At 44.8% G+C, this 20,744-nt stretch carries 17 protein-coding genes; 10 read left to right on the top strand and 7 right to left on the bottom strand.

Annotation, left to right across the window (positions count from 1 at the left end; all coding sequences use genetic code 11):
- Nucleotides 1–5 precede the first annotated feature (5 nt).
- From KJ365_RS13870 to KJ365_RS13860, 3 genes are all read left to right on the top strand, one after another.
- Entirely contained in the window at nt 6–749 is a 744-nt protein-coding gene (locus KJ365_RS13870; protein ID WP_214452278.1) for a methyltransferase domain-containing protein, read from the top strand.
- 234 nt (nt 750–983) lie between these two features.
- The gene (locus tag KJ365_RS13865; protein WP_214452277.1) at nt 984–3,518 is read left to right on the top strand and encodes a sensor domain-containing protein; all 2,535 of its coding nucleotides are present in this window, start codon (nt 984–986) and stop codon (nt 3,516–3,518) included.
- A gap of 62 nt (nt 3,519–3,580) precedes the next feature.
- Nucleotides 3,581–4,507 (top strand): TolB family protein, encoded by a 927-nt coding sequence (locus tag KJ365_RS13860; RefSeq protein ID WP_214452276.1) that lies wholly within the window; start codon nt 3,581–3,583, stop codon nt 4,505–4,507.
- Between the two features lie 46 nt (nt 4,508–4,553).
- On the opposite strand, the gene KJ365_RS13855 is transcribed toward KJ365_RS13860, so the two are convergent.
- Together KJ365_RS13855 and KJ365_RS13850 are read right to left on the bottom strand one after the other, a co-directional pair.
- Complete coding sequence (locus KJ365_RS13855) at nt 4,554–5,063, bottom strand: glutathione peroxidase (RefSeq protein WP_214452275.1); 510 nt, start codon at nt 5,061–5,063, stop codon at nt 4,554–4,556.
- A gap of 57 nt (nt 5,064–5,120) precedes the next feature.
- Nucleotides 5,121–6,758, bottom strand: coding sequence for a tetratricopeptide repeat protein (locus KJ365_RS13850; RefSeq protein ID WP_214452274.1), 1,638 nt, complete (start codon nt 6,756–6,758; stop codon nt 5,121–5,123).
- Between the two features lie 313 nt (nt 6,759–7,071).
- Between KJ365_RS13850 and KJ365_RS13845 the strand changes: the two genes are divergently transcribed.
- The 4 genes from KJ365_RS13845 to mmsB are packed head-to-tail and all read left to right on the top strand — an operon-like array spanning nt 7,072 to nt 11,820.
- Nucleotides 7,072–8,562 carry a CoA-acylating methylmalonate-semialdehyde dehydrogenase gene (locus KJ365_RS13845; RefSeq protein WP_214452273.1) on the top strand — a complete coding sequence of 497 codons (1,491 nt, stop codon included), beginning with the start codon at nt 7,072–7,074 and terminating at the stop codon, nt 8,560–8,562.
- Nucleotides 8,563–8,584: 22 nt separating this feature from the next.
- Nucleotides 8,585–9,739, top strand: a complete 1,155-nt coding sequence (locus KJ365_RS13840; protein WP_214452272.1) for an acyl-CoA dehydrogenase family protein — start codon at nt 8,585–8,587, stop codon at nt 9,737–9,739.
- Nucleotides 9,739–10,902 carry an enoyl-CoA hydratase/isomerase family protein gene (locus KJ365_RS13835; RefSeq protein WP_214452271.1) on the top strand — a complete coding sequence of 388 codons (1,164 nt, stop codon included), beginning with the start codon at nt 9,739–9,741 and terminating at the stop codon, nt 10,900–10,902. Before KJ365_RS13840 ends, KJ365_RS13835 begins: the two co-directional genes overlap by 1 nt.
- A gap of 15 nt (nt 10,903–10,917) precedes the next feature.
- Nucleotides 10,918–11,820, top strand: coding sequence for a 3-hydroxyisobutyrate dehydrogenase (gene mmsB, locus KJ365_RS13830; protein WP_214452270.1), 903 nt, complete (start codon nt 10,918–10,920; stop codon nt 11,818–11,820).
- A gap of 20 nt (nt 11,821–11,840) precedes the next feature.
- Here the strand turns inward: mmsB and KJ365_RS13825 are convergent, their stop codons facing one another.
- On the bottom strand, nt 11,841–13,337 hold the full coding sequence (locus tag KJ365_RS13825) for a DUF3413 domain-containing protein (protein WP_214452269.1): 1,497 nt from the start codon (nt 13,335–13,337) through the stop codon (nt 11,841–11,843).
- A 9-nt stretch (nt 13,338–13,346) separates the two neighbouring features.
- On the bottom strand, nt 13,347–13,583 hold the full coding sequence (locus KJ365_RS13820; protein ID WP_214452268.1) for a YejL family protein: 237 nt from the start codon (nt 13,581–13,583) through the stop codon (nt 13,347–13,349).
- 181 nt (nt 13,584–13,764) lie between these two features.
- On the opposite strand from KJ365_RS13820, the gene yejK reads away from it, so the two are divergent.
- From yejK to KJ365_RS13805, 3 genes are read left to right on the top strand one after another with little or no spacing between them, the layout of a single operon-like run.
- The gene (yejK, locus tag KJ365_RS13815) at nt 13,765–14,793 is read left to right on the top strand and encodes a nucleoid-associated protein YejK (RefSeq protein WP_214452267.1); all 1,029 of its coding nucleotides are present in this window, start codon (nt 13,765–13,767) and stop codon (nt 14,791–14,793) included.
- Nucleotides 14,790–15,677, top strand: coding sequence for a 6-carboxytetrahydropterin synthase (locus KJ365_RS13810; protein ID WP_214452266.1), 888 nt, complete (start codon nt 14,790–14,792; stop codon nt 15,675–15,677). The genes yejK and KJ365_RS13810 overlap by 4 nt, the downstream gene beginning before the upstream one ends.
- Nucleotides 15,670–16,503, top strand: a complete 834-nt coding sequence (locus KJ365_RS13805; protein ID WP_250884244.1) for a M23 family metallopeptidase — start codon at nt 15,670–15,672, stop codon at nt 16,501–16,503. Before KJ365_RS13810 ends, KJ365_RS13805 begins: the two co-directional genes overlap by 8 nt.
- 22 nt (nt 16,504–16,525) lie before the next feature.
- On the opposite strand, the gene gnd is transcribed toward KJ365_RS13805, so the two are convergent.
- From gnd to KJ365_RS13790, 3 genes are all read right to left on the bottom strand, one after another.
- Nucleotides 16,526–17,992, bottom strand: coding sequence for a decarboxylating NADP(+)-dependent phosphogluconate dehydrogenase (gene gnd, locus KJ365_RS13800; protein WP_214452265.1), 1,467 nt, complete (start codon nt 17,990–17,992; stop codon nt 16,526–16,528).
- Between the two features lie 182 nt (nt 17,993–18,174).
- Nucleotides 18,175–18,678, bottom strand: coding sequence for a hypothetical protein (locus tag KJ365_RS13795; protein ID WP_214452264.1), 504 nt, complete (start codon nt 18,676–18,678; stop codon nt 18,175–18,177).
- Between the two features lie 128 nt (nt 18,679–18,806).
- Nucleotides 18,807–20,618 (bottom strand): M61 family metallopeptidase, encoded by a 1,812-nt coding sequence (locus KJ365_RS13790; RefSeq protein WP_214452263.1) that lies wholly within the window; start codon nt 20,616–20,618, stop codon nt 18,807–18,809.
- Nucleotides 20,619–20,744 lie beyond the last annotated feature (126 nt).

The raw sequence follows: 20,744 nt of genomic DNA, 5'->3' as shown, positions 1-20,744 counted from the left end.
CATCTATGAAAAGTGGCAGTTTTGATGGCATTGCAAACAAGTTTGACCGCAATATCTACGGCACAACAAAGGGGCAAATGCGCCACCAGTTGCTGTGTTTTTATCTAAGCGACTTGCTCAATGGTGCGCCCATGACTGTATTAGATGCAGGGGCTGGCACTGGTATGATGGCGCAGGCCTTTGCGCAGCAAGGTCATCACTTGCATCTAGTGGATGTATCTGAAGAAGCCCTTAGTATCGCCCGTGAGCGACTGAATGGGCATCCTCATACTCAATTTACATTAGGCGGCATCGATAGCATAAGCGGCAAATATGATCTTGTCGTGTGCCATGCTGTCTTAGAATGGCTTGAGCATCCTTTACAGGCATTAGACGCACTGTTAGCGCATGTAAAAGTGGACGGGCAGATGAGTGTGAGTTTTTTCAACCAACAAGCAATGTTGTTTAATAACGCAATCTACGGCAATTTTGATTACATAGAAAAAGGCATGAAAGTGCGAAATGTCGTGCGATTGAATCCGCACAATCCACAGTCACCTGCTAGCGTGCTGGAGCATCTGGCAAAACGAGATGATATAAGTATCGAGTTAAGCGCGGGTATCCGCTGCTTTCATGACTACATGCGAGACCCAAGTATGCAGAGTAATCGGTTTGACGAGTTGCTTGCACTTGAGAAGCAGTATGGCGCTCAGACGCCCTATAAATGGCTGGGGAAGTACTTTTATATTCGAGTGAGAAAGCTGAACTAACTGCGTTTCGTTTTACATTGTGTGTTCACAATTGATAGCCCGGTAGGGATCTTGACGATTAAATACATAAAACGATAAAGGACAACGCACAAAATACGTAAATTGTTACCGGTCCAAAACTTGCTAAAATTCAGATCTATACATTACACTAACAATATCTCGCAGATGAACTCAGGACGAATACATGCTAATACCTAACATTGTATATATACGTCCTTCAAATATACCTTGTATATGAAGTCAGACAACGCCAATACCTCTAAAAGTTCAGATATTAGTCATGACGCCACAGGTCAGCTAGATGACGCAGCGATTGATAATAAACTGTATTTGTTAGACTCAGATGGCAATTCATCCCAAGCCGAAGCGCTATATGAAGAGTTAACTAACGGCATCCCAGGTGCCATTTTTAGATATATTTTATGCGCTGACAACACCGATAAAATTGCTTACATGAGTGCTGGCTGTCGACATGTGTGGGAGGTATCTCCTAGGGAGGCTGTAGAATCACCCTCGCTCATCTGGGACATGGTGCAACCAGATGATATTGAAGCTTTACAACAGTCGATTGTTGAATCTGCAACATCATTGTCGTACTGGTCACATGAATGGCAAATTGTTACGCCATCGGGGAAAACTAAAAACTTAAAAGGCACGGGCTCTCCGAGACGGGCGGAAAATGGCGACATAATGTGGAATAGTGTCGTACTTGACGTCACGACAGAACAACATTTAGAAAAAGCACTAGATAGCTTTTTTGAACAACCCTTTGCCTTAAATGCGATATTCGACTTTGAGGGTAACTTCTTAAAGGTCAATCAAAATTGGACGAACACCCTAGGCTATCCTATTGAGCACTTTGTTGGTCAGAATATTTCAGCGTTTTTGCACCCCGATGATCTTGAGATGACCAATCAAGAAAAAGACGAGATTGTTGAGGGTTATCGGTACTCTGAAAACTTTGTGAATCGATATCGACATTACGATGGGCATTATCGTTATTTATCGTGGTCTTCAAATATTTCCCTTGATGAAGGCGTTGTTTACGGCTCTGCTATCGATATCACAGATCGCATCTCTTCAGAACAAAAGCTAAGACAGGCCGCCGCCGTGTTTGAGAGCACGGCAGAGGGGGTCATGATTACTGATTTAAATAGTAAAATTGTAGAAGTAAATAAGGCCTTTTGTAAAATAACGGGGTTTACAGAACAAGAGGTTATGGGCAAGACGCCAAATGTGTTCACCTCTGACCTTCAAGATAGAGACTTTTATCGCAAAATGTGGGTGTCGATTAAAAGAGAGGGGAATTGGCAGGGAGAAATTGTGAATCGTCGTAAAGATGGAACTGTGTACCCTGAGCTACTGACCATCAATACCTTTTATGAAGGAGGCGAGGCGCAAGGCTACGTTGGCGTATTTTCTGATATTTCTACGCTCAAAGAACAGCAAGACAAACTGACTCACTTGGCCCATCACGATCCGCTTACCGACCTACCTAATCGCGTTTTGTTAACTGAAAAGTTGGAGCACAGTATACGCATATCTGCTCGCAATAATCGCTCCTTAGCCCTTATGTTTATTGACCTTGACCGATTTAAGCACGTCAATGACAGCATGGGACATCCGGTGGGCGATACGCTTTTACGTCACGTTGCACAAAGACTCTGTGTGTCAATACGAGAGTCAGATACTGTTGCTCGCATCAGTGGTGATGAGTTTGTAGTGATTGTGGAGGATGCAAAAAACGTGGCGGATGTAACACACGTTGCCCGACATTTGCTTCATTCGCTGCAAGATACTTTTATCATTAACGATATTGAAATTAGCGTGACAGCAAGCATCGGTATCAGCATGTATCCCCAAGATGCGCAGGATATTGCATATCTGATGGCCCATGCCGATGCGGCAATGTATAAAGCCAAAGAGAGCGGTAAAAACACCTTTACATTTTATTCTTCGGAGTTTACCAGCCAAGCCGCTGAGTTTGTATACATGGAAAATGCCTTGAAGAAAGCGCTCGTCGAAGAGCAGTTCTTTTTAGTGTATCAACCGCAGTTTTCGGCCGACTTAAATGAAATCGTGGGTATCGAAGCCTTGATTCGCTGGCAGCATCCCACAGACGGTCTCATTCCCCCTGATAGATTTATTCCAATCGCTGAACAAAATGGCACGATTGGTAAGATCGGAAAATGGGTCTTGAGAACAGCGTGTAAACAAGCAGCGCAATGGCAGCAGCAAGGCTACAAGCTAGGTAAAATGGCCGTAAATCTCAGTGCTGTGCAATTCTATAACACTGACTTTGTTGAAGAGGTGGTCGGTATATTAGAGCAAACTGCGTTATCGGCCTCATCTCTCGAGCTAGAGATTACTGAAAGTCTGGTCATGGATAACACCGATGAAGCGATTAAGAAGCTGCAGCGTTTTCGTCAAATGGGAATATCGGTATCCCTTGATGATTTTGGTACAGGTTATTCATCGCTCAGTTATTTGAAACAGCTGCCTATCGATCGCTTAAAAATCGACCGCTCTTTTATCAACGATATACCTGATGATGAAGATGATAAGGCTATCACTGATGCCATTATTGGCTTGGCAAAAACGCTGAAGCTAGAGGTCATTGCCGAAGGCGTAGAGACTGAAAGCCAGGTAGCCTTTTTAGGTGATAAAAATTGTGACTACCAAGGATATTATTTTAGTAAGCCATTGCCTGCTAGTGAACTCCCTGATTTCATTAAAGGGTTTAACAATAAGCCCCTCACAGATAACTAGTAGAGGCGGGCAAGATAGTGCGCCCTTACGCTCGGTGGCATACACAATAAAAGGAACAATAGATGAAGTTTCTCCAAGTTTTGATAAGCGCTTTGCCATTGTTGATGTATACACAATCTGCATTGTCAGAATATCTTGAAGCCCCGCAAGAGGCGCCTGTAAGTCCGGCATCCCTGACCGAAATTTTCTTATTTGATTTGCTTATAGAGGGTGACACAGTCAGCATTTCTAATGTCGTCAATACCACTAAGCGCATGGGGTATGACAACCAGCCCTATTTTACGCCTGACAGCACCACGTTCTTGTATTCGCGGGAGCAAGACAGTGTTGTAGATGTGTTCGAGTACGTGCTTGCGACAGCAGAGCACAGGCAAGTGACTGACGGTGCCAACACCGAGTACTCACCGACGCCGAGCGCCGATAATGCGTCGATGTTATTTGTCAGTGATAGAAACGGCAGCGTTTGGCGTGCACAGCGAAGTGCCCCGAATGCACCGAGCTGGTTAATGCAAGCAAGTGACAACAGAGAGCCGATAGGCTATTTCGCTTTTAATGATAAGACCCAGGATTTTTTATATTGGTCCCGTTATGGCTTTAGCATTAAGCTTGTTAATCAATCAACATCAACTTACCACTTTGTTGCAGGTAATACTCCACCGGCAACGCCACACCTTATTCCACAAACTGATAATTTCAGTTTTGTGCATCGCCAATTGAACGAACAAGTCGTGATTAAAATGATTGACCCGACTACTCTTTCTGTCACGCCTTTGCTAAGCATTGTTGGGGATAATCATGATTATACTTGGTCACAAGACCAACGAATATTTATGATACAAAACAATGTTTTGTTTCAAAGCAAGCCATTTGAAAATGGCACAATGCAAGCGGTTGCAGATTTGAGTGAGTTTGGGATTAAGGGGGCGGGCAGACTCTCGATAAGTCCAAACTCCAAGCATTTGGCGGTAGTCGGTATGGTGGCAAATTAACCTGGCTTGTTATTGCCAAGCCCAATTCACTTAAAATGCGAAACCCCTAAACGGTTTTGGCAAGTTCTGCTTCAATGTCGTTCACAATATCCTGTGGTTTAGTGGTGGGAGCATAACGTTTAACCACTTGCCCGTCTTTACTGACTAAGAATTTAGTGAAGTTCCATTTAATTCGTGTCGAACCGAGCAAACCGGGCGCTTGAGTTTTTAGCGTCTGATAAAGCGGGGTGGTATTGTCTCCGTTAACCTCAACTTTTGTCGACATAGGAAAGCTTACATTGAATTTCAGTGAGCAAAACTGTGCAATTTCATCATCATTGCCTGGCTCTTGATGCCCAAACTGGTCACAGGGAAAACCAATGATTTCTAAGCCCTTATCTTTATGGGATTGATACAAAGCCTCTAAGCCTTCATATTGTGGGGTAAAGCCGCATTTGCTTGCGGTATTGACCAGCAATAGAACCTTGCCTTTATATTGCGACAGGTCGAGCTGATCAGCGTTGTTCAGAGTGACACTGTGGCTGTGCACATTGTCTTGGGCAGTTGGAGTCGACATAGGATAATCCGTAAAAACGATAATACTATCATATACCGATGAGGTTTAACCCTTGGATCAGGCAATCATCTTAAATTTTTGTTTAATCGAATCCATGCGAATCAAATTCTTATCCGATAGGCTAATGGCATCCAGTTCATGCAGCAGCTTTTCAACCGTTACATCTTTGTACTCGCTTTGCTGACAATCCCCTAAGCATTGCAATAAGTTCAAGGCAAAGGCAGGCACGCCAGGGAAGGTGCAGTAGGCCTTATAAAAATGGGCTAAGGCAGCGCTAAAGTTTTGTGCGCGGTATTCTTGCATGCCTTTTTCGTTAACTGAAATAGCGCGCTCTTTTTCCAGACCCAATGACTTTTCAGCTTTAGCGACTACTTCATTGGCGATGAGGCTATCGATATGACTCTCTTGTTCAAGCATTAAGTTATCGCAGGCTTCTAACAGCTCTTTGGCCTTATCTAGGTGTCCTAAACCAAACCACACTTTTACCGCGTCAACCATGCTGCTCACGTTGGCATTACGCAATTGTAAGCTATGGCTGGATTCACTGATGATACGCTCTGCTCGTGGTTTATCGTCATCTAGTAAAAACGATAGTGCGAGCATGTTGTCTTTTTGCTGTTCAGACTGACGGTCTGAGATCCCTCGTCCGGCTTTGCCAAGCATTACACGGGCGGCCGAAACGCTTTGACTATTATCGCCATCGGCTTCTAGTTCAGCTACGTGCAGGTGATAGCGGGCCAGCTCCATTGCGTAATCCACTAAGCGTTCTTTTATGCTCAAGTTGCTTTGTACTTTTTTCTCAAGCAATGCGAGTGCGTCTGCAGTTTTGCCCTGCATTTTATAGCAAAGTACCTTTAATCGCGTGGCTTGAATGGTAAGGTCGGTATCTCTAATATTATCTAATAATTGTTCAGCATGGATAAAATTCTTACGGCCGATCTCCACGCTTGCAAGCCATTCGTACGCTTTTTCTTTGGTAAGACTTTCATCGATTAATCGGTCTAGCATTTTTTGGCATTCTTGCCATTTACCCGTAAAGAATTCACTTTTGATGAGGCCCCAGTGCGCCCATAACACGCCATTGGCCTTGTCTAGTACGCTTGAATATAAGCTGATTGCCTCGTCGTAACGCTTTTCAATAATGAGCAGACGCCCCTTTAATTTAATAAAGTCGGTTTCGATGCGTTTTGGTACGCCTTTGTCTAACTGTTCATTAACGTAATGAATTGCCATTTGGTTGCGGTTAGCGTCCATGTATTTAAGTGCGGGTAACAGGCTTCTGCGTGCTGACAAATAGTGACGCACGTTAGTCGCCAAGCTTTTCATGGTATATGGCTTAATTAAGATGAAGTCGGGATGTAAATCTAAAATTTGACCGATAGTTTGCGGCTGGCTGTCTGAGGTAACAAAGAACAAACCCATTGATGGCTTAAATGCTTTGGCTTCAATGAGCTGCTGAATCCACTCTACGCCATTTTTAGCTTGTCCTAAATGAAAATCGATAAAGACCATGTCGAAGTTGACAGTACGTAGACCGTTTCGAAGCTCTTTGCCGTTACTGTAACTCGATATTTCAAATCCATCGATTGACATTAAATGGCTGCGAAGATTCAGGCGTGCGGTATTGTTGTCTTCAACAATAGCGATACGCAAGTTTGCTTTTTGAGGTAGTTTGTATCCTTCAAGCTTGATCATAGTTAGTTACTTTTATCAGATTGCTTATAAAACAAGTAAATTGGTCTACATCTCATATTACGGAATATTTACTCTTCTTCTGTATTTAAATTCATACTTCTGTGTAATTTATCGGCACGTTTGCAAAAATCTTGGAGCTTATTTAGGTGTTATTAGCCATACGCAAGCGTTTCTTATTTACAGTGAGATTGGGCAAAAATGACGCGTTTGCTTAACAAAAGATTTACAAGCAATGGGCCGATCATTTATAGTTTACGTTAACGTAAAGGTAAAACGATTTTCATCGACAAACCGCAGCTACTAGAGAGCCAATATGCACACAATTCAGCAATTAATTAATGGTCAATTTGAGCAATCCACTTCAAGCGATATGATTGAAGTGACCAACCCTGCCAACAATCAGGTGATCGCGCATTTGCCGGTTTCTACTGAAAGCGAAATTGAACGCGCCGTCGCAAGTGCAAAACACGCATTCGAAACTTGGAAAAAGGTGCCAATTTCAGAGCGCGCAAGAGTGATGCTGCGTTATCAACATTTGCTCAAAGAGCATCACGATGAGATTGCCACCATCTTGTCACAAGAGACAGGTAAAACCTTTGATGACGCAAAAGGCGATGTTTGGCGCGGCATAGAAGTGGTTGAACAAGCCGCGAACGTAGCATCAATGATGATGGGCGAAACCGTTGAAAACGTTGCCAGAGATATCGATACCTATAGCATGATTCAGCCTTTAGGTGTGTGCCTTGGTATTACCCCATTTAACTTTCCTGCCATGATTCCATTATGGATGTTCCCAATGGCTATTGCTTGCGGTAACACGTTTGTGCTTAAGCCTTCTGAGCAAGACCCTGCAACCCCGATGAAGCTGGCTGAGCTATTCATCCAAGCCGGCGCCCCTGAAGGTGTCTTAAACATCGTTCACGGTCGTGGTGATCAGGTGAATCATTTGCTAGAGCATCCAGACATCAAAGCGGTTTCTTTTGTGGGTAGTGTGCCTGTAGGTCAGCATATATATCGCACTGCGACGTCGAATATGAAGCGCGCTCAGTGTTTTGCGGGTGCGAAAAATCACTCAGTCATCATGCCTGATGCGAATAAATCAAAAGTATTGAACAACCTTGTTGGCGCCTCGGTTGGTGCTGCAGGCCAGCGCTGCATGGCTATTTCTGTTGCTGTATTTGTGGGTGACAGTGCAAATTGGATACCTGAATTAGCAGAATTAATTGGCGAAGTAAAACCTGGCCTTTGGGATGACAAATCTGCCGGTTATGGGCCATTAATCAGCCCACAAGCCAAAGCACGCGTATTATCGCTGATTCAAAAAGGCAAAGATGAAGGCGCAACATGCCTAGTGGATGGCAGCGACTTTACGCTAGAAGGCCACGAGCAAGGAAACTGGGTTGGCCCAACGGTATTCGCTGGCGTGACCGCAGATATGGCGATTTACCAAGAAGAAATTTTTGGCCCAGTATTGTGCTGTATGCAGGTAGAAACCCTAGAAGAAGCGCTTGCCCTTGTAAATGCGAATCCATTTGGAAATGGTACCAGTATCTTTACTGCAAGCGGTGCGGCAGCCCGCTACTACCAGAGTAATGTGGAAGTAGGTCAGGTAGGTATTAACGTGCCTATTCCTGTGCCAATGCCATTTTTCTCTTTCACTGGTTGGAAAAATTCGTTCTATGGCGATTTACATGCCTACGGTAAGCAGGCAGTGCGTTTCTACACCGAAACCAAAACCATTACCGCACGCTGGTTTGACGATGAGACCGACAGTGGTCCTAACATGACCATCAACTTACGCTAATTTACGGTAGGAAGGCATAAATATGAATTTTGAGTTAAACGAAGATCAAATTGCATTTAGCGATACTGCGAAGCAGTTTGCAGAGGCAGAAATGGCGCCGTTTGCGGCAAAATGGGATCAAGAGCATCACTTCCCTGTGGATGTAATAAGAAAAGCCGGTGAGCTCGGTTTTTGTAGCTTATACACCCCAGAAGAGGCGGGTGGCTTAGGTTTGAGCCGTCTTGATTCGTCCATTATCTTCGAACAATTAGCCATGGGCTGTACCACGACAACCGCCATGCTTACCATACACAATATGGCGACTTGGATGGTCGCAACGTGGGGCACCGATGCCATTAAAGAGCAGTGGATGGAGCAACTGGTGACCGGTGAAGCCATTGCCAGTTATTGCTTAACCGAGCCTGGTGCTGGTTCAGACGCGGGTTCTTTGCGCACCAGTGCGCAGCGCGATGGCGATAACTATATTCTCAACGGCTCAAAAGTATTTATCTCTGGGGCAGGTGCGACACAAGTACTCGTCGTGATGGCACGTACTGGCGATGCTGGCGCAGGTGGGGTGAGCGCGTTTGTCGTACCCGCCGACAGCGAAGGGATCATCTATGGCAAAGCCGAAGAGAAAATGGGTTGGAATGCCCAGCCTACGCGCATGGTCACGTTTGACAATGTAAAGGTAGAAGCGCACCAGCTTTTAGGCGAAGAAGGCGAAGGCTTTAAATTCGCCATGCAGGGCTTAGATGGTGGCCGTATCAATATAGCGACGTGTTCCATCGGTACTGCTCAGCAGGCTCTTAACACTGCGCGTGCATACATGCATGAGCGTTCGCAATTTGGCAAGCCTCTGGCGAGCTTTCAAGCGCTTCAGTTTAAACTTGCCGATATGGCGACTGAGTTAGTGGCGGCGCGTCAAATGGTGCGCCTGGCCGCTAGCAAAATAGATACAAACCATGCTGATAAAACCACTTACTGTGCAATGGCCAAACGTTTTGCCACTGACGTTGGTTTTGAAGTGTGTAATCAAGCCCTCCAAATTCATGGCGGTTATGGTTATATCAAGGAATATCCTCTTGAAAGACATGTGCGTGATGTTCGCGTACACCAAATTCTTGAAGGGACCAATGAAATCATGCGAGTGATAGTAGGGCGCAGACTCTTGAGCGACGACAAAGAGGTCTTGTAATGAGCGATGAAAAGGCCTTTGACGCCAAGATTCAGCTAAATTATATCAGCGCGGTTTCGGGCAAGATTGCTCACATTCGCTTAAACAAACCCAAAGCCCTAAATGCATTGGATTTGGATATGGTGAACCTGATGCTCGACGCCCTTGATAGCATCGCTAAAGACGATGATGTTAGTGCGGTGTTGTTAGATAGCGAAGGCGATAAAGCGTTTTGTGCAGGTGGCGATATCGTCTCTATGCACAAAGCCATGAAAGACAATGCTCACGCAACGCAAGTAAATGAAGTCCCTTCGACGCCAGCGTTTTTACAGGAGTTCTTCACGCAAGAATATCGCCTAGACTATTGTTTACATACTTTTTCAAAGCCTGTGATAGTTTGGGGTAACGGCATTATTATGGGGGGTGGCCTTGGTTTGTTTGCCGGCTCTCACTTTAAAATAGTGACTGAAACAGCGCGCATTGCTATGCCCGAAATCAGTATCGGGCTTTTTCCAGATGTTGGCGCAAGCTACTTTTTAAACAAAATGCCAAACGGCGTGGGCATGTTTTTAGGCTTAACTGCTGCCAGTATTAACACCTTAGATACATTAGAAATCGGATTGGCTGATGCGTTTATTGCCCATCAAGACAAACCTCTCTTTTTAAATAAGTTAGCACAGTTGTCACACATAGATGCTAAGAGCTTGGCGTCATTGTCCAAAGAGATTAACAGCGATACTTCGGTGCTTCGTCCATCCAATATTGCGCCGATATTGTCTTCGTTATCATCGCTTCATCAAGTGCATTGTGTTAGCGCAGCTGAAAAAGCGCTCGAAGCATTGGTGAGCGAAGCCCCTGACAATACCTATCTTCAAAAAGCGTTAAAGACATTTCATCACGGCAGTGCAATTACCGCCAACTTGGTTTTAGAACAACTCACCAGAAGCAAAGATATGTCATTAGCAGACTGCTTTAGAATGGAGTTGAGCATGGCGTTTACTTGCTCTGCCTTAGGTGAGTTTGAAGAGGGCGTACGTGCATTGCTTATCGATAAAGATAATCAGCCGAAGTGGCAATATGCAAGACCGTCCGAGGTACCAGAATCGGTTATTCAAGCACATTTTTCTCAGTTTGAGGGCTTAGTTCACCCTCTAGCAAAGCTCGAAGAAGATTTCGCAGCGTAAGATTTGGAGCACAAAATGAAGCACATTGCTTTTTATGGGTTAGGAAACATGGGCGCTGGCATGGCGGCAAACTTGCTCGGGGCAGGGTATACGGTGACGGTGTTTGACTTGGTGGCCAGCCAAGTGCAGCTTTTGGTAGACAAGGGCGCTGTTGGTGCCGCGACTCCACAAGATGCGGTGAAAGACGCTGATGTGGTGATTAGTATGCTACCGGCAGGGCGTCACGTAAAACAGCTATATTTTGGTTCGCAAGACGCACCAGGCATTTGCGCCAGCGCTAAAGCTGCAACGGTGTTTATAGATTGCTCGACTATTGAAGCGGATGATGCGCGAGAAATCAGCAAGCAGTTGCTTGCACAAGGCTTCACCTTTGCTGATGCACCGGTTTCAGGCGGTGTAGCAGGTGCCCAAGCCGGCACACTAACCTTTATCGTAGGTGGTGAGCAGTCGGTCGTGACGCAAATCACTCCAGTGCTTGAAGCGATGGGCAAAAACATTTTTCATGCAGGTGATGCGGGTGCAGGTCAGGTTGCAAAAATTTGCAACAACATGCTCTTAGCGGTACTCATGGCGGGCACAAGTGAGGCACTGAAACTGGCCATTGATAATGGTATTGATGCCACCGTAATGTCAGAAATTATGAAAAAGAGTTCGGGCAACAACTGGACCTTACAAACCTATAATCCTTGTCCTAACGTAATGGAAAACGTGCCCTCATCAAACGGTTATAAAGGCGGGTTTATGGTGGACTTGATGAATAAGGACTTAGGTTTGGCGATGGCCACAGCTGCTAGCAATCAGTCGGCGGTACCGATGGGCTCATTAGCGCAGTCGCTTTATCAACTGCACGCTCTAAACGGCAATGGCGGAAAAGACTTTTCGAGTATATTTGAGTCTCTTCAACAAAAAACAAAGTAAGGCTGCTTTCGCAGCCTTTTTTATCGACTGAAGTTTTCTAAATGCTTGATTGAACGACTTAGCATATTCGTATCGATATCAATGAGCACTTCGCTTTGGTCTCGCATATCGGTCACTTTATAGCTGCCATCACGGGTCACTTGAGTGAGGTAGGGAGCGCTATAGAACAAAATATTGTCTTGTTTTGTACTGACCAACCATTTTCTTGAAGGCGCCTGTAAGGCCTGTCCTGTAGAGAATCTATATACATCTGCTAAACATTCAAACTCACGCATTACCGTAGGCGCAATATCTTCATTAGTGGATGCTTGAGATGTATCTGTAAAGTTAGAGTAAAGCTTGTGCATACCGCTGTCATCTGGCGCAATGAGTAATACTTTTGCGCCAGCGCTAAGGGTATTGACGTTTAGCTGTGCAAGTTGCTGGGCATTAACAATTCCCATGTATAGTCCGGCAGAAGCAGTCGCTAATGACGTCATGAACGTGTTTGCTTGCTCATCAGAACTGTCGGCGTAATTAAATACGGTATTAGGAACCGAAAACGCGTTGAGCAAATCCAACATCACGGCAGGCGATGAGGTCCGCATAATCAAATTATAAGGGATACCATATTGCAAGTGCTTCAATATGTTTGATGGTTCGCTTTGCGTGCTTAAATGAAAATCATTAGACAATAATGTACCGGTGGTATCAGCAGTCACAGCGACATCGGTGTAAAGCACTACCACCTTTTGTTGAGCATTTACGCTGCAATATACATTTTGCGGTGGGTAAACAAATCGGCTACTCACACCTTGTAGCTGTAAATCCTCTCGCTGTTGACGGTCTTCTAAATCAAGTAAGCCGTATCGGGCCATAAGCGTTTTTGCTGTGGCCGGATAACTGAGCGGGAACATATTGTCTTGTTTAAGGACGGGCGTATAGAGTTTGGCATCTGCCCATACGTGAATTGCATGGCTACTGACAAAACAGACTACCAGCACACTGGTGATATACGGTCCAATTCGTAAGCGTTGCAGGCGGTCCAGACGCTGGTAAATTGCGTTGGCAACAACCAGTTGAAACATCAACCAAATGATAAACAAGAGGGATAGATAAAACCATTGTAGCCAGCTAAATGCGCTCACCTGAACTTGCGTCTCACTTCTTAACAAGGCGGCAGAGCTAAAACTAATATGAAAACCAGTGTTGTTGTAAATGAGTGCGTCGAAAGCCAGTAGTGCTAGACCGACGGCGGAGATGACCGCGCATGCACCGCGTAAGGCGCGCATGTTGGTAACTTGATAACACAAGGGCAATATAAGCACTACAAAGACCAAAAAGGTGACAAAGCTTGTGTGACCAAACCAAGTTAGTAGCATGTAGATAAAGCTCAACGGCGTGTCTGCCATCGGCGTGGCAAACAAGTAGACCGATGATATGACAATCGCCATTAGAATATTGGCTAGCGCAAACCAATGGCCCCATGCCACCTGACGGGTGATTTGTTGACGTCTTGGAGATTCAGAATAGATCATAGTGTAGTATTAGGCGTCTTTGTTAGTGGCGGCGCTGAGCGTGGTTTTTTGCAAAACTTTACAAAAATTATCCACCATTGCCGCTCGATTTTTTTCATTTACCTGATTGGTAAAAATAGTTGCCAGCACGTTTCCAAGGGCCATTATTGATAAATCTCTATCGGCTTGGTTTTTTTCTAGTGCGATAAATACGTCCTGCATCAAGGCTTCAAACTCTTGATTACTGTATTTTGACTGTATGGGCATGTATTTGTCCTATGATTTTTACTCGAAAACTCGGTACAATTGCGCGAGATATCGAAATCGCGATAACGAAGTATAAAGGCAGTTATCACGATCACCAACTTTTGTTGTCTTTTCAGGTGCTAAGCAAAGATTAGCATACTCTTATGGGGCAACAAGCCAACCAAAAGGTTCTTTATTTTTTATGAGTGCTAACGTTCAGCAGTTTGTTGTGCACAGAATTATGCTCACCAACGACGGAAAACTCCACTTTTTGCCGCGAGGCAGTTGTTTTGAGGTGAGTGCAGAAATCACGAGTTTGTGCGCGCAGCTGCATACCACTTTTAATACCAAGCCGGGTAAGGGCGTGGGCGGTTTTAATACTGATCAAGAAAATCCGATTAAAGATCTTCTACCAGAAGTGATCAGCGGCCAATTAGATTTTCATGAGTTTAGTCTTATCGCCGGTAAGCACCTGCTAGATACAATTGTCAACGAAGCTATGCTTGAAACAGGGTTTGTGATTTTTAATCGCTACGAGTATTTGGCTACTGATTACTTAATGATTGCGATGCTTGATACGAAAGAACACGTTGAAGTGAATCAGCATCTTGAAATAAGCCAAAGCCAGCATCTAGATTTATCGAAGATGCAAATTGCCGTGCGCATCGATTTAACGCAGTACGACGTGCAGCCGGAGCAAAATCGCTACATTAGCTTTTTAAAGGGTAGGATGGGCCGCAAAGTAGGCGATTTCTTTATGCAATTTATTGGCTGCGAAGAAAAAGTCGATGTAAAGCAGCAAAACAAGCGTTTGTTGCATGAGGTTGATGAATATCTCTCTGGTGAATCACTCGATAATCAAGAAAAGCAGGCTCACCGTGAATCTCTCGCGGCGTACTACAAAGAAAAAGTAGACTTAGGTGAACAGGTGCAAATCAGTGATTTGGATAATGTATTACCTAGGCAGGGCTCCACCGAAGATGGTTTTTCGAGCTACAACGCGTCATTAGCTCAACCTATTGAGCCCACGTTCCAACCTGATCGCAGTATAATGACCGCGATGAAGAAGTTTTCAGGCGCAGGTGGTGGTGTGTCGGTGAGTTTTGATCGAAATCTATTGGGCGAGAGGGTTCAGTACGACCCACAAACAGACACCTTGATGATCAAAGGCATTCCGCCTAACCTAAAAGATCAGTTAACTAAATCGCTGAAAAGCGGAGCAGATGAATGAAGTTATTCGTCAATGACTTGACCGTAATGGACTTTTCCTACTTGTGCCCAAGGCGCGGAATGGTAGGGGAGAGCTGGATTGTTGATATTATTTTAGACGGCGGCTTAAATGAAGAAAGCATGGTGCAAGATTTCGGTATCGTCAAAAAGCAGCTAAAAAAACTTATCGATGAATATGTGGATCATAAACTGGTGATCCCCGCGGATTATGAAGGTGTTGAGATTGCACATGACCAGACGCAAGGTCGCGTGAGTGTTGATTTCACCTATCATAAGGCGCAGCAGCAAAACACTTCAATTCATTTACTGTGCCCACCTGAAGCCTATGCCTTTGTTTATGCGCCTGAGGTAGATATGGCATCGGTGACGGCGTACTTAAAAGATGTCATTAAGACACACTTGCCTGAGAACGTGCAGGGTATTGAAATTTTATTACGCGCAGAAGTGATTGATACGCCTTTTTATCACTATACCCATGGCTTGAAAAAGCACGATGGTAACTGTCAGCGAATTGCCCATGGTCATCGTTCTAAAATTGTCATTATCGAAGATGGCCAGCGTAGTGCCGCTCGAGAAAACGAATGGGCGAAACGGTGGTCTGATATATACATTGGCACACGTGAAGATCTTGTTTCGGTGCAGCAGCTTCAGCTAAACACGCAAGGGATTAGTGATCAAACACATTATTGCTTTTCATATGAAGCATCCCAAGGGGTGTTTGAAATGGCTATTCCAAAGCACGCTTGTGAAATCATTGAATATGATTCCACTGTTGAGTGTTTAGCGCAATATGTACTAGAGACCTTGTCTGAACAAAGTGATGCGCGCTATCGTGTGAGCGCGTTTGAAGGGGTTGGTAAAGGAGCAATGATTGGTAATGAATAAGGTATCGCTGGGTTTCATGCTGTTGGTATCGATTGTGTGCACCTTGTTGAGTGTCTCGGCACTAGCATCTGCACCATCTTTAAAAGGTGAGTTGACCCAAGGTAGCCTTATTCGCGCAAACATTAGCCCAGGCGCACAAGTTTGGTTAAACGGTAATCAAATCGCGGTGTCACCCACGGGTGAATTTGTATTTGGTTTTGGTCGTGACGCTGCGCTTGAACACACTCTTGAATGGCAGCTAAATGACACTAAGCAAAGCATGCCTATTACGTTGAAGGCACGTGAATATGATATTCAGCGAATAGAAGGGGTGGCTCAAAAATATGTCAGCCCGCCTGAAGCGGTATTAGCACGGATTCGCCAAGACAACCGAGAGATTGCAAACGCACGGGCAACGCAATCACAGTTAAAAGACTTTCTAGATACTTTTATTATGCCTGCACAAGGAAGGATTTCTGGGGTGTATGGCTCTCAACGCTACTTTAACGGTGAGCCAAGACGTCCTCATTTTGGTCTGGACGTTGCAAATCAGGTCGGAACGCCAGTGGTTGCCCCTGTGGGCGGAGTGATAAGCTTAGCGCATGATGATATGTATTATTCTGGCGGCACCTTAATCATGGATCATGGTTTTGGGGTCTCTTCGACGTTTATCCATTTAAGTAAAATCCATGTTGAAACTGGCCAAAGAGTTGAGCAGGGAGATGTCATTGGCGAGATTGGCGCAACGGGCCGAGTGACTGGCCCGCACCTAGATTGGCGAATCAACTGGTATAAAGAACGACTCGACCCTGCATTACTACTTGAATCTGAGGCATTAGATAACTAACGAGTCCTCGCAGAGATATCGCTTATACGTCGTAGGTGGAGGACGAAGTATTGCCTCCACGTCCGGTCCAGTTAGTATGAAAGAACTCACCTCTTGGCTTATCTTTTCTTTCGTAAGTGTGTGCACCAAAATAATCTCGCTGAGCCTGTAATAGGTTAGCGGGTAGGTTTTCTGTGCGATACCCATCAAAATAGCTTAAAGATGCTCCGATACACGGTGCTGCGACACCATTGATGGCAGCGGCTGCGACTACTTTACGCCAGCCTGATTGCGCGCTGGCGAGCATGTTATTGAAATAATCATCGAGCATTAAATTATTTAACTCTGGGTGATTGTCGTAAGCTTGTTTAATGTTATCTAAGAACACCGAGCGAATAATGCATCCTTCACGCCACATCATCGCAATGGAGCCATAGTCTAAATGCCAATCATATTCTTTTGCCGCTTCTTGGATCAGTGCAAAACCTTGAGCGTAAGATACAATTTTGGCGGCCAGTAAGGCCTGTTTTAAGTCATTAATAAAAGCCTGCTTGTCTCCAGTAAACGCTACTTTTGGCCCAGATATGGCTTTTGCTGCTAACACGCGTTGAGATTTAAGAGAAGATAAACAACGGGCAAATACAGCCTCGCCAATTAAGGTCAGCGGCACGCCTAAGTGAAGGGCGGTAATACCGGTCCATTTGCCGGTGCCTTTTTGCCCTGCGGTATCGAGAATTTTCTCAACCAATGGCTCCCCGTCTTCTTTAAAACTTAAGATGTCGGCGGTAATTTCGATTAAATAGCTCGACAGTTCGGTGGTGTTCCAATCGGCAAAGACCGCTTGAATGTCATCAACGCTCATGCCTAATAGGTCACGCATCAATACATAACCTTCACAGATAATTTGCATATCGCCATATTCAATGCCGTTGTGCACCATTTTTACAAAATGCCCAGCCCCATCTTCGCCTACCCAATCACAACATGGGATGGTGAGTTCGCCGTTTGCATCTTTGACTTTTGCCGAAATGGCTTGAAAAATCGGCTTCACGTATGGCCATGCCTGTGGGTTTCCACCGGGCATGATAGAGGGGCCAAGCAATGCGCCTTCTTCACCGCCCGATACGCCTGCTCCGACGTATAAAATTCCGCTTTTCGCGAGCTCTTTAGTACGTCTATTGGAATCTTCAAATTGACTGTTACCGCCATCTATTACGATGTCGCCTTCATCAAGGTGGGGGAGTAAAAGACGGATAAAATCGTCGACAGGCTGGCCCGATTTAACCATAAGCATTACCTTTCTCGGTGAAGCTAACGAGGCCACTAAGCTCTCGATGGAGTCTGCGCCGCGAATGCTTTTGCCTTTTGCGCGCCCCTGTAAAAATGCTTCTACTTTATGATAAGAACGGTTGTAAGCGGTCACCGTAAAGCCTTTACTCGCCATGTTTAGGATTAAGTTTTCACCCATTACGGCTAAACCTACAACGGCGATATCAGATTGTGTCTTCATAAAGTTAGTCTTTCCTTGTTTGTATGCGCGTTATTGAGCGCTGACCAAAGCGTGCTACGTGTGCCTATATTGTAGATTCTGGTGGACGTATGACAAGTGATTAATGCGAATTTAAGCGAAGTAGGGGCAATCTATGCTGCGCTAACGAAAAACGGCACCTTGGGAGGGTGCCGTTTTAAAACTTAATGATTTACCTGACGAAAGACGCTAGGGTCTTTTGGGAGTCGCACAAAAGGGTTCGCCTTTTTGAGCGCTTTGTAAAATTTCGCGCGGTTGAAGTTATATTGAGCACTGAGTTTTTTGTAAGAACCGTCGTTTAGGTATACAAAAATAGCATTAAACTTTCCATCAATGTCGCATTGCTGATCAATGGTCACGATTTTTTTTACGTTAACCGACCATGTGCAGTCTGGCGAAGATGAGTCGCTGACGTGTAGCATTTTGTTCTCAAGTTTCACTTCAAAATGCGCATTGGTTCTTTGCAGATATAAAATAGCTAAAATGAGTAGTAAGATCACTAAACTACTCGGGTACAGAAGCACGCTCGCAAGCTCCTGAACCCCAGGGTCGCGAGTAATGTGAGCGCGGTGCAAAAGTCCAGCGTATAACACCATGGTTATGATCACATTGGCGCTAAATATGTTGATGCGTCTTGCATTGCTTTTGATTTGTTTAAAGGAAGTCATTGTCAATTCACCCCAATAAAAAGATTATACATAGTTCTCTGGCAGTCGTGTTGAGCGATAACTATTTATACGCTATTTATGAAGCAAAAACGTTGTATGTGTCGGCACCATTTATCCGTAAAATATACCTAAGCCGTGTCAATACCTAACCAGTTATACAAAAGGGTTTCGTTATTTATACTAATGTAGCAAGTATCCAATGGAGCCTCTCTAGCTTCAAGTTTGCACTGTATTAGCTGGTTGTCGCGCATTACGTGCAGTAAAACCGACTCTCCTAAGGCTGTACTTTCTAAAAATTGACTGAGTCTTTCTAGCGTTGCTTTGTAGTGTTTGCAGGCAATAATAATATCTCCTACCTGCAAGCCAGCGGCGGCCGCTGCGCTACTCGCAAGCACTTGATTGACTTTTACGCCCTGAATATCGTCGCTTAAATTAGCCCCCATATCTCTGCTATTCACTATTGATGCTGGCTTACCGCCTTTGTCGCTGTACCCTTCTGAACATCGCATATGCAAGGTAAGCCCGACGCTGTTAATTAAGGTGGATAGGGGTAAATCCATAGTCGTACTGGCCGCAACATGAATAAAGCTATCTAAATCTAGGTCTAAATCTTGTTTGCAGAGCATCGAAATCACGTCATCGGGCGTGCCGATTTCATGCTTCCCATAGCGATGCCATAAGCTGCGCATGATGTCGTCTAGGCTCTTGGTGTTGCCGCTTTGTTGGCGAATATTAATATCTAAGGCAAGAGCGATAATGGAGCCTTTTAGATAATAACTCACAATATGATTAACAGAGTTTGCGTCTTGTTTATAAAACCGCGTCCACGCATCAAAGCTCGATTCACTGACGCTTTGCAGGTGTCGACCGGGATTTCGCATTAAGCGTGTGATGCTTTGCGCCAATATTTGACAGTATTGTTCGGGGGTTATTACGCCGGTTCTTGCAAGCGTAAGGTCGTCATACAAGGAGGTAAACCCTTCGTATATCCACAACTGTGGCGTGTAGGTCTCTTCACTTAGGTTCGGGTTAACCATAATTTCTGGTTTAATTCTTTTTACATGCCAAGTGTGAAAGAGCTCGTGAGAGCACAGGCTCAAAAACTGCTGATAGCTCTCAGTTTTCTCTTGTGCTGCCCCTAGCATCGGTAAATCGAATCGTGAATATTGTAAAACCGTAGACGCTTTATGCTCTAAGCCACCAAAGCCTTTATCGCAGAGCAAGGTCATAAACCAATACTCGCTGACCGGCGACTCGCCAAACAGCTGAATATGGTGTGCGCATATCGGTGTTAAGTCCTCGCATATGCGCGCTAAGTCCATAGTTTGGTCACCGGTGAATACCACATGAAAGCGGACGCCTTCCACTTCAAATGATTGCATGCACAATTGACCCATTAGCACTGGGCTGTCAATCAAAGTGGCGTAGTCAGGGCAATGGTAAACCAAGGCATGTGGTTCGGTAAGTGTAAATGGGGAGGTTTCAGCAACAGGCATCGCAGTGACGGTCTGCCAGTCTTTGGTGAACTCTGTGTGTTGGATATGGACAAAGTGAGACACGTCATCGTGTTCTACAACATTGAGAAGGGCACTTGTACCATTAAAGAACGCATATTCATGGTTAATAAATGCACTTCTGACCGACAAGTCAAATGCAAATACTCTATACGTTAAGACAAACTGACCAAAAGTTTGTTGGTCTTTTCTGCGCACTTGCCAGCTTTGCTTGTCAAGCTTTGTGAGTGATATTCCATTGTCTTCGCAATTGATGCATATGATATTACGCGCAAAGTCGCGAATCATATAACTACCAGGGATCCAAGCGGGAAGCGTCAGTGTGAAAACGTCTTGTTGCGGGAGGTTAGCGGTTAGTTGAACTTCTAAAAGATGCTCACTTAAATTAACAGGTGAGACTTGATAACAAATATTAAACTCAGACATGGGCTACTAAAGTTAGGTATTTTAACTATAGTAACAATCAACACAAAGCTTGCACAGGGCAACTCGCTTTTCGCTTGTTGTACTGGTAAGGTCGTTGTAAACTTTGCTTTAACCGCTGTGCGATAT

Origin of the sequence: Glaciecola sp. XM2 (genome assembly GCF_018595715.1) — a bacterium.
GTDB lineage: Bacteria > Pseudomonadota > Gammaproteobacteria > Enterobacterales > Alteromonadaceae > Glaciecola.
This window is presented reverse-complemented; position numbering and strand designations above follow the sequence as displayed.

Bases quoted from the DNA above. Each gene is read 5' to 3' on its own strand.
- KJ365_RS13870 (WP_214452278.1), top strand. From the start codon at position 6: ATGAAAAGTGGCAGTTTTGATGGCATTGCAAACAAGTTTGACCGCAAT.
- KJ365_RS13865 (WP_214452277.1), top strand. From the start codon at position 984: ATGAAGTCAGACAACGCCAATACCTCTAAAAGTTCAGATATTAGTCAT.
- KJ365_RS13860 (WP_214452276.1), top strand. From the start codon at position 3,581: ATGAAGTTTCTCCAAGTTTTGATAAGCGCTTTGCCATTGTTGATGTAT.
- KJ365_RS13855 (WP_214452275.1), bottom strand. From the start codon at position 5,063: ATGTCGACTCCAACTGCCCAAGACAATGTGCACAGCCACAGTGTCACT.
- KJ365_RS13850 (WP_214452274.1), bottom strand. From the start codon at position 6,758: ATGATCAAGCTTGAAGGATACAAACTACCTCAAAAAGCAAACTTGCGT.
- KJ365_RS13845 (WP_214452273.1), top strand. From the start codon at position 7,072: ATGCACACAATTCAGCAATTAATTAATGGTCAATTTGAGCAATCCACT.
- KJ365_RS13840 (WP_214452272.1), top strand. From the start codon at position 8,585: ATGAATTTTGAGTTAAACGAAGATCAAATTGCATTTAGCGATACTGCG.
- KJ365_RS13835 (WP_214452271.1), top strand. From the start codon at position 9,739: ATGAGCGATGAAAAGGCCTTTGACGCCAAGATTCAGCTAAATTATATC.
- mmsB (WP_214452270.1), top strand. From the start codon at position 10,918: ATGAAGCACATTGCTTTTTATGGGTTAGGAAACATGGGCGCTGGCATG.
- KJ365_RS13825 (WP_214452269.1), bottom strand. From the start codon at position 13,337: ATGATCTATTCTGAATCTCCAAGACGTCAACAAATCACCCGTCAGGTG.
- KJ365_RS13820 (WP_214452268.1), bottom strand. From the start codon at position 13,583: ATGCCCATACAGTCAAAATACAGTAATCAAGAGTTTGAAGCCTTGATG.
- yejK (WP_214452267.1), top strand. From the start codon at position 13,765: ATGAGTGCTAACGTTCAGCAGTTTGTTGTGCACAGAATTATGCTCACC.
- KJ365_RS13810 (WP_214452266.1), top strand. From the start codon at position 14,790: ATGAAGTTATTCGTCAATGACTTGACCGTAATGGACTTTTCCTACTTG.
- KJ365_RS13805 (WP_250884244.1), top strand. From the start codon at position 15,670: ATGAATAAGGTATCGCTGGGTTTCATGCTGTTGGTATCGATTGTGTGC.
- gnd (WP_214452265.1), bottom strand. From the start codon at position 17,992: ATGAAGACACAATCTGATATCGCCGTTGTAGGTTTAGCCGTAATGGGT.
- KJ365_RS13795 (WP_214452264.1), bottom strand. From the start codon at position 18,678: ATGACTTCCTTTAAACAAATCAAAAGCAATGCAAGACGCATCAACATA.
- KJ365_RS13790 (WP_214452263.1), bottom strand. From the start codon at position 20,618: ATGTCTGAGTTTAATATTTGTTATCAAGTCTCACCTGTTAATTTAAGT.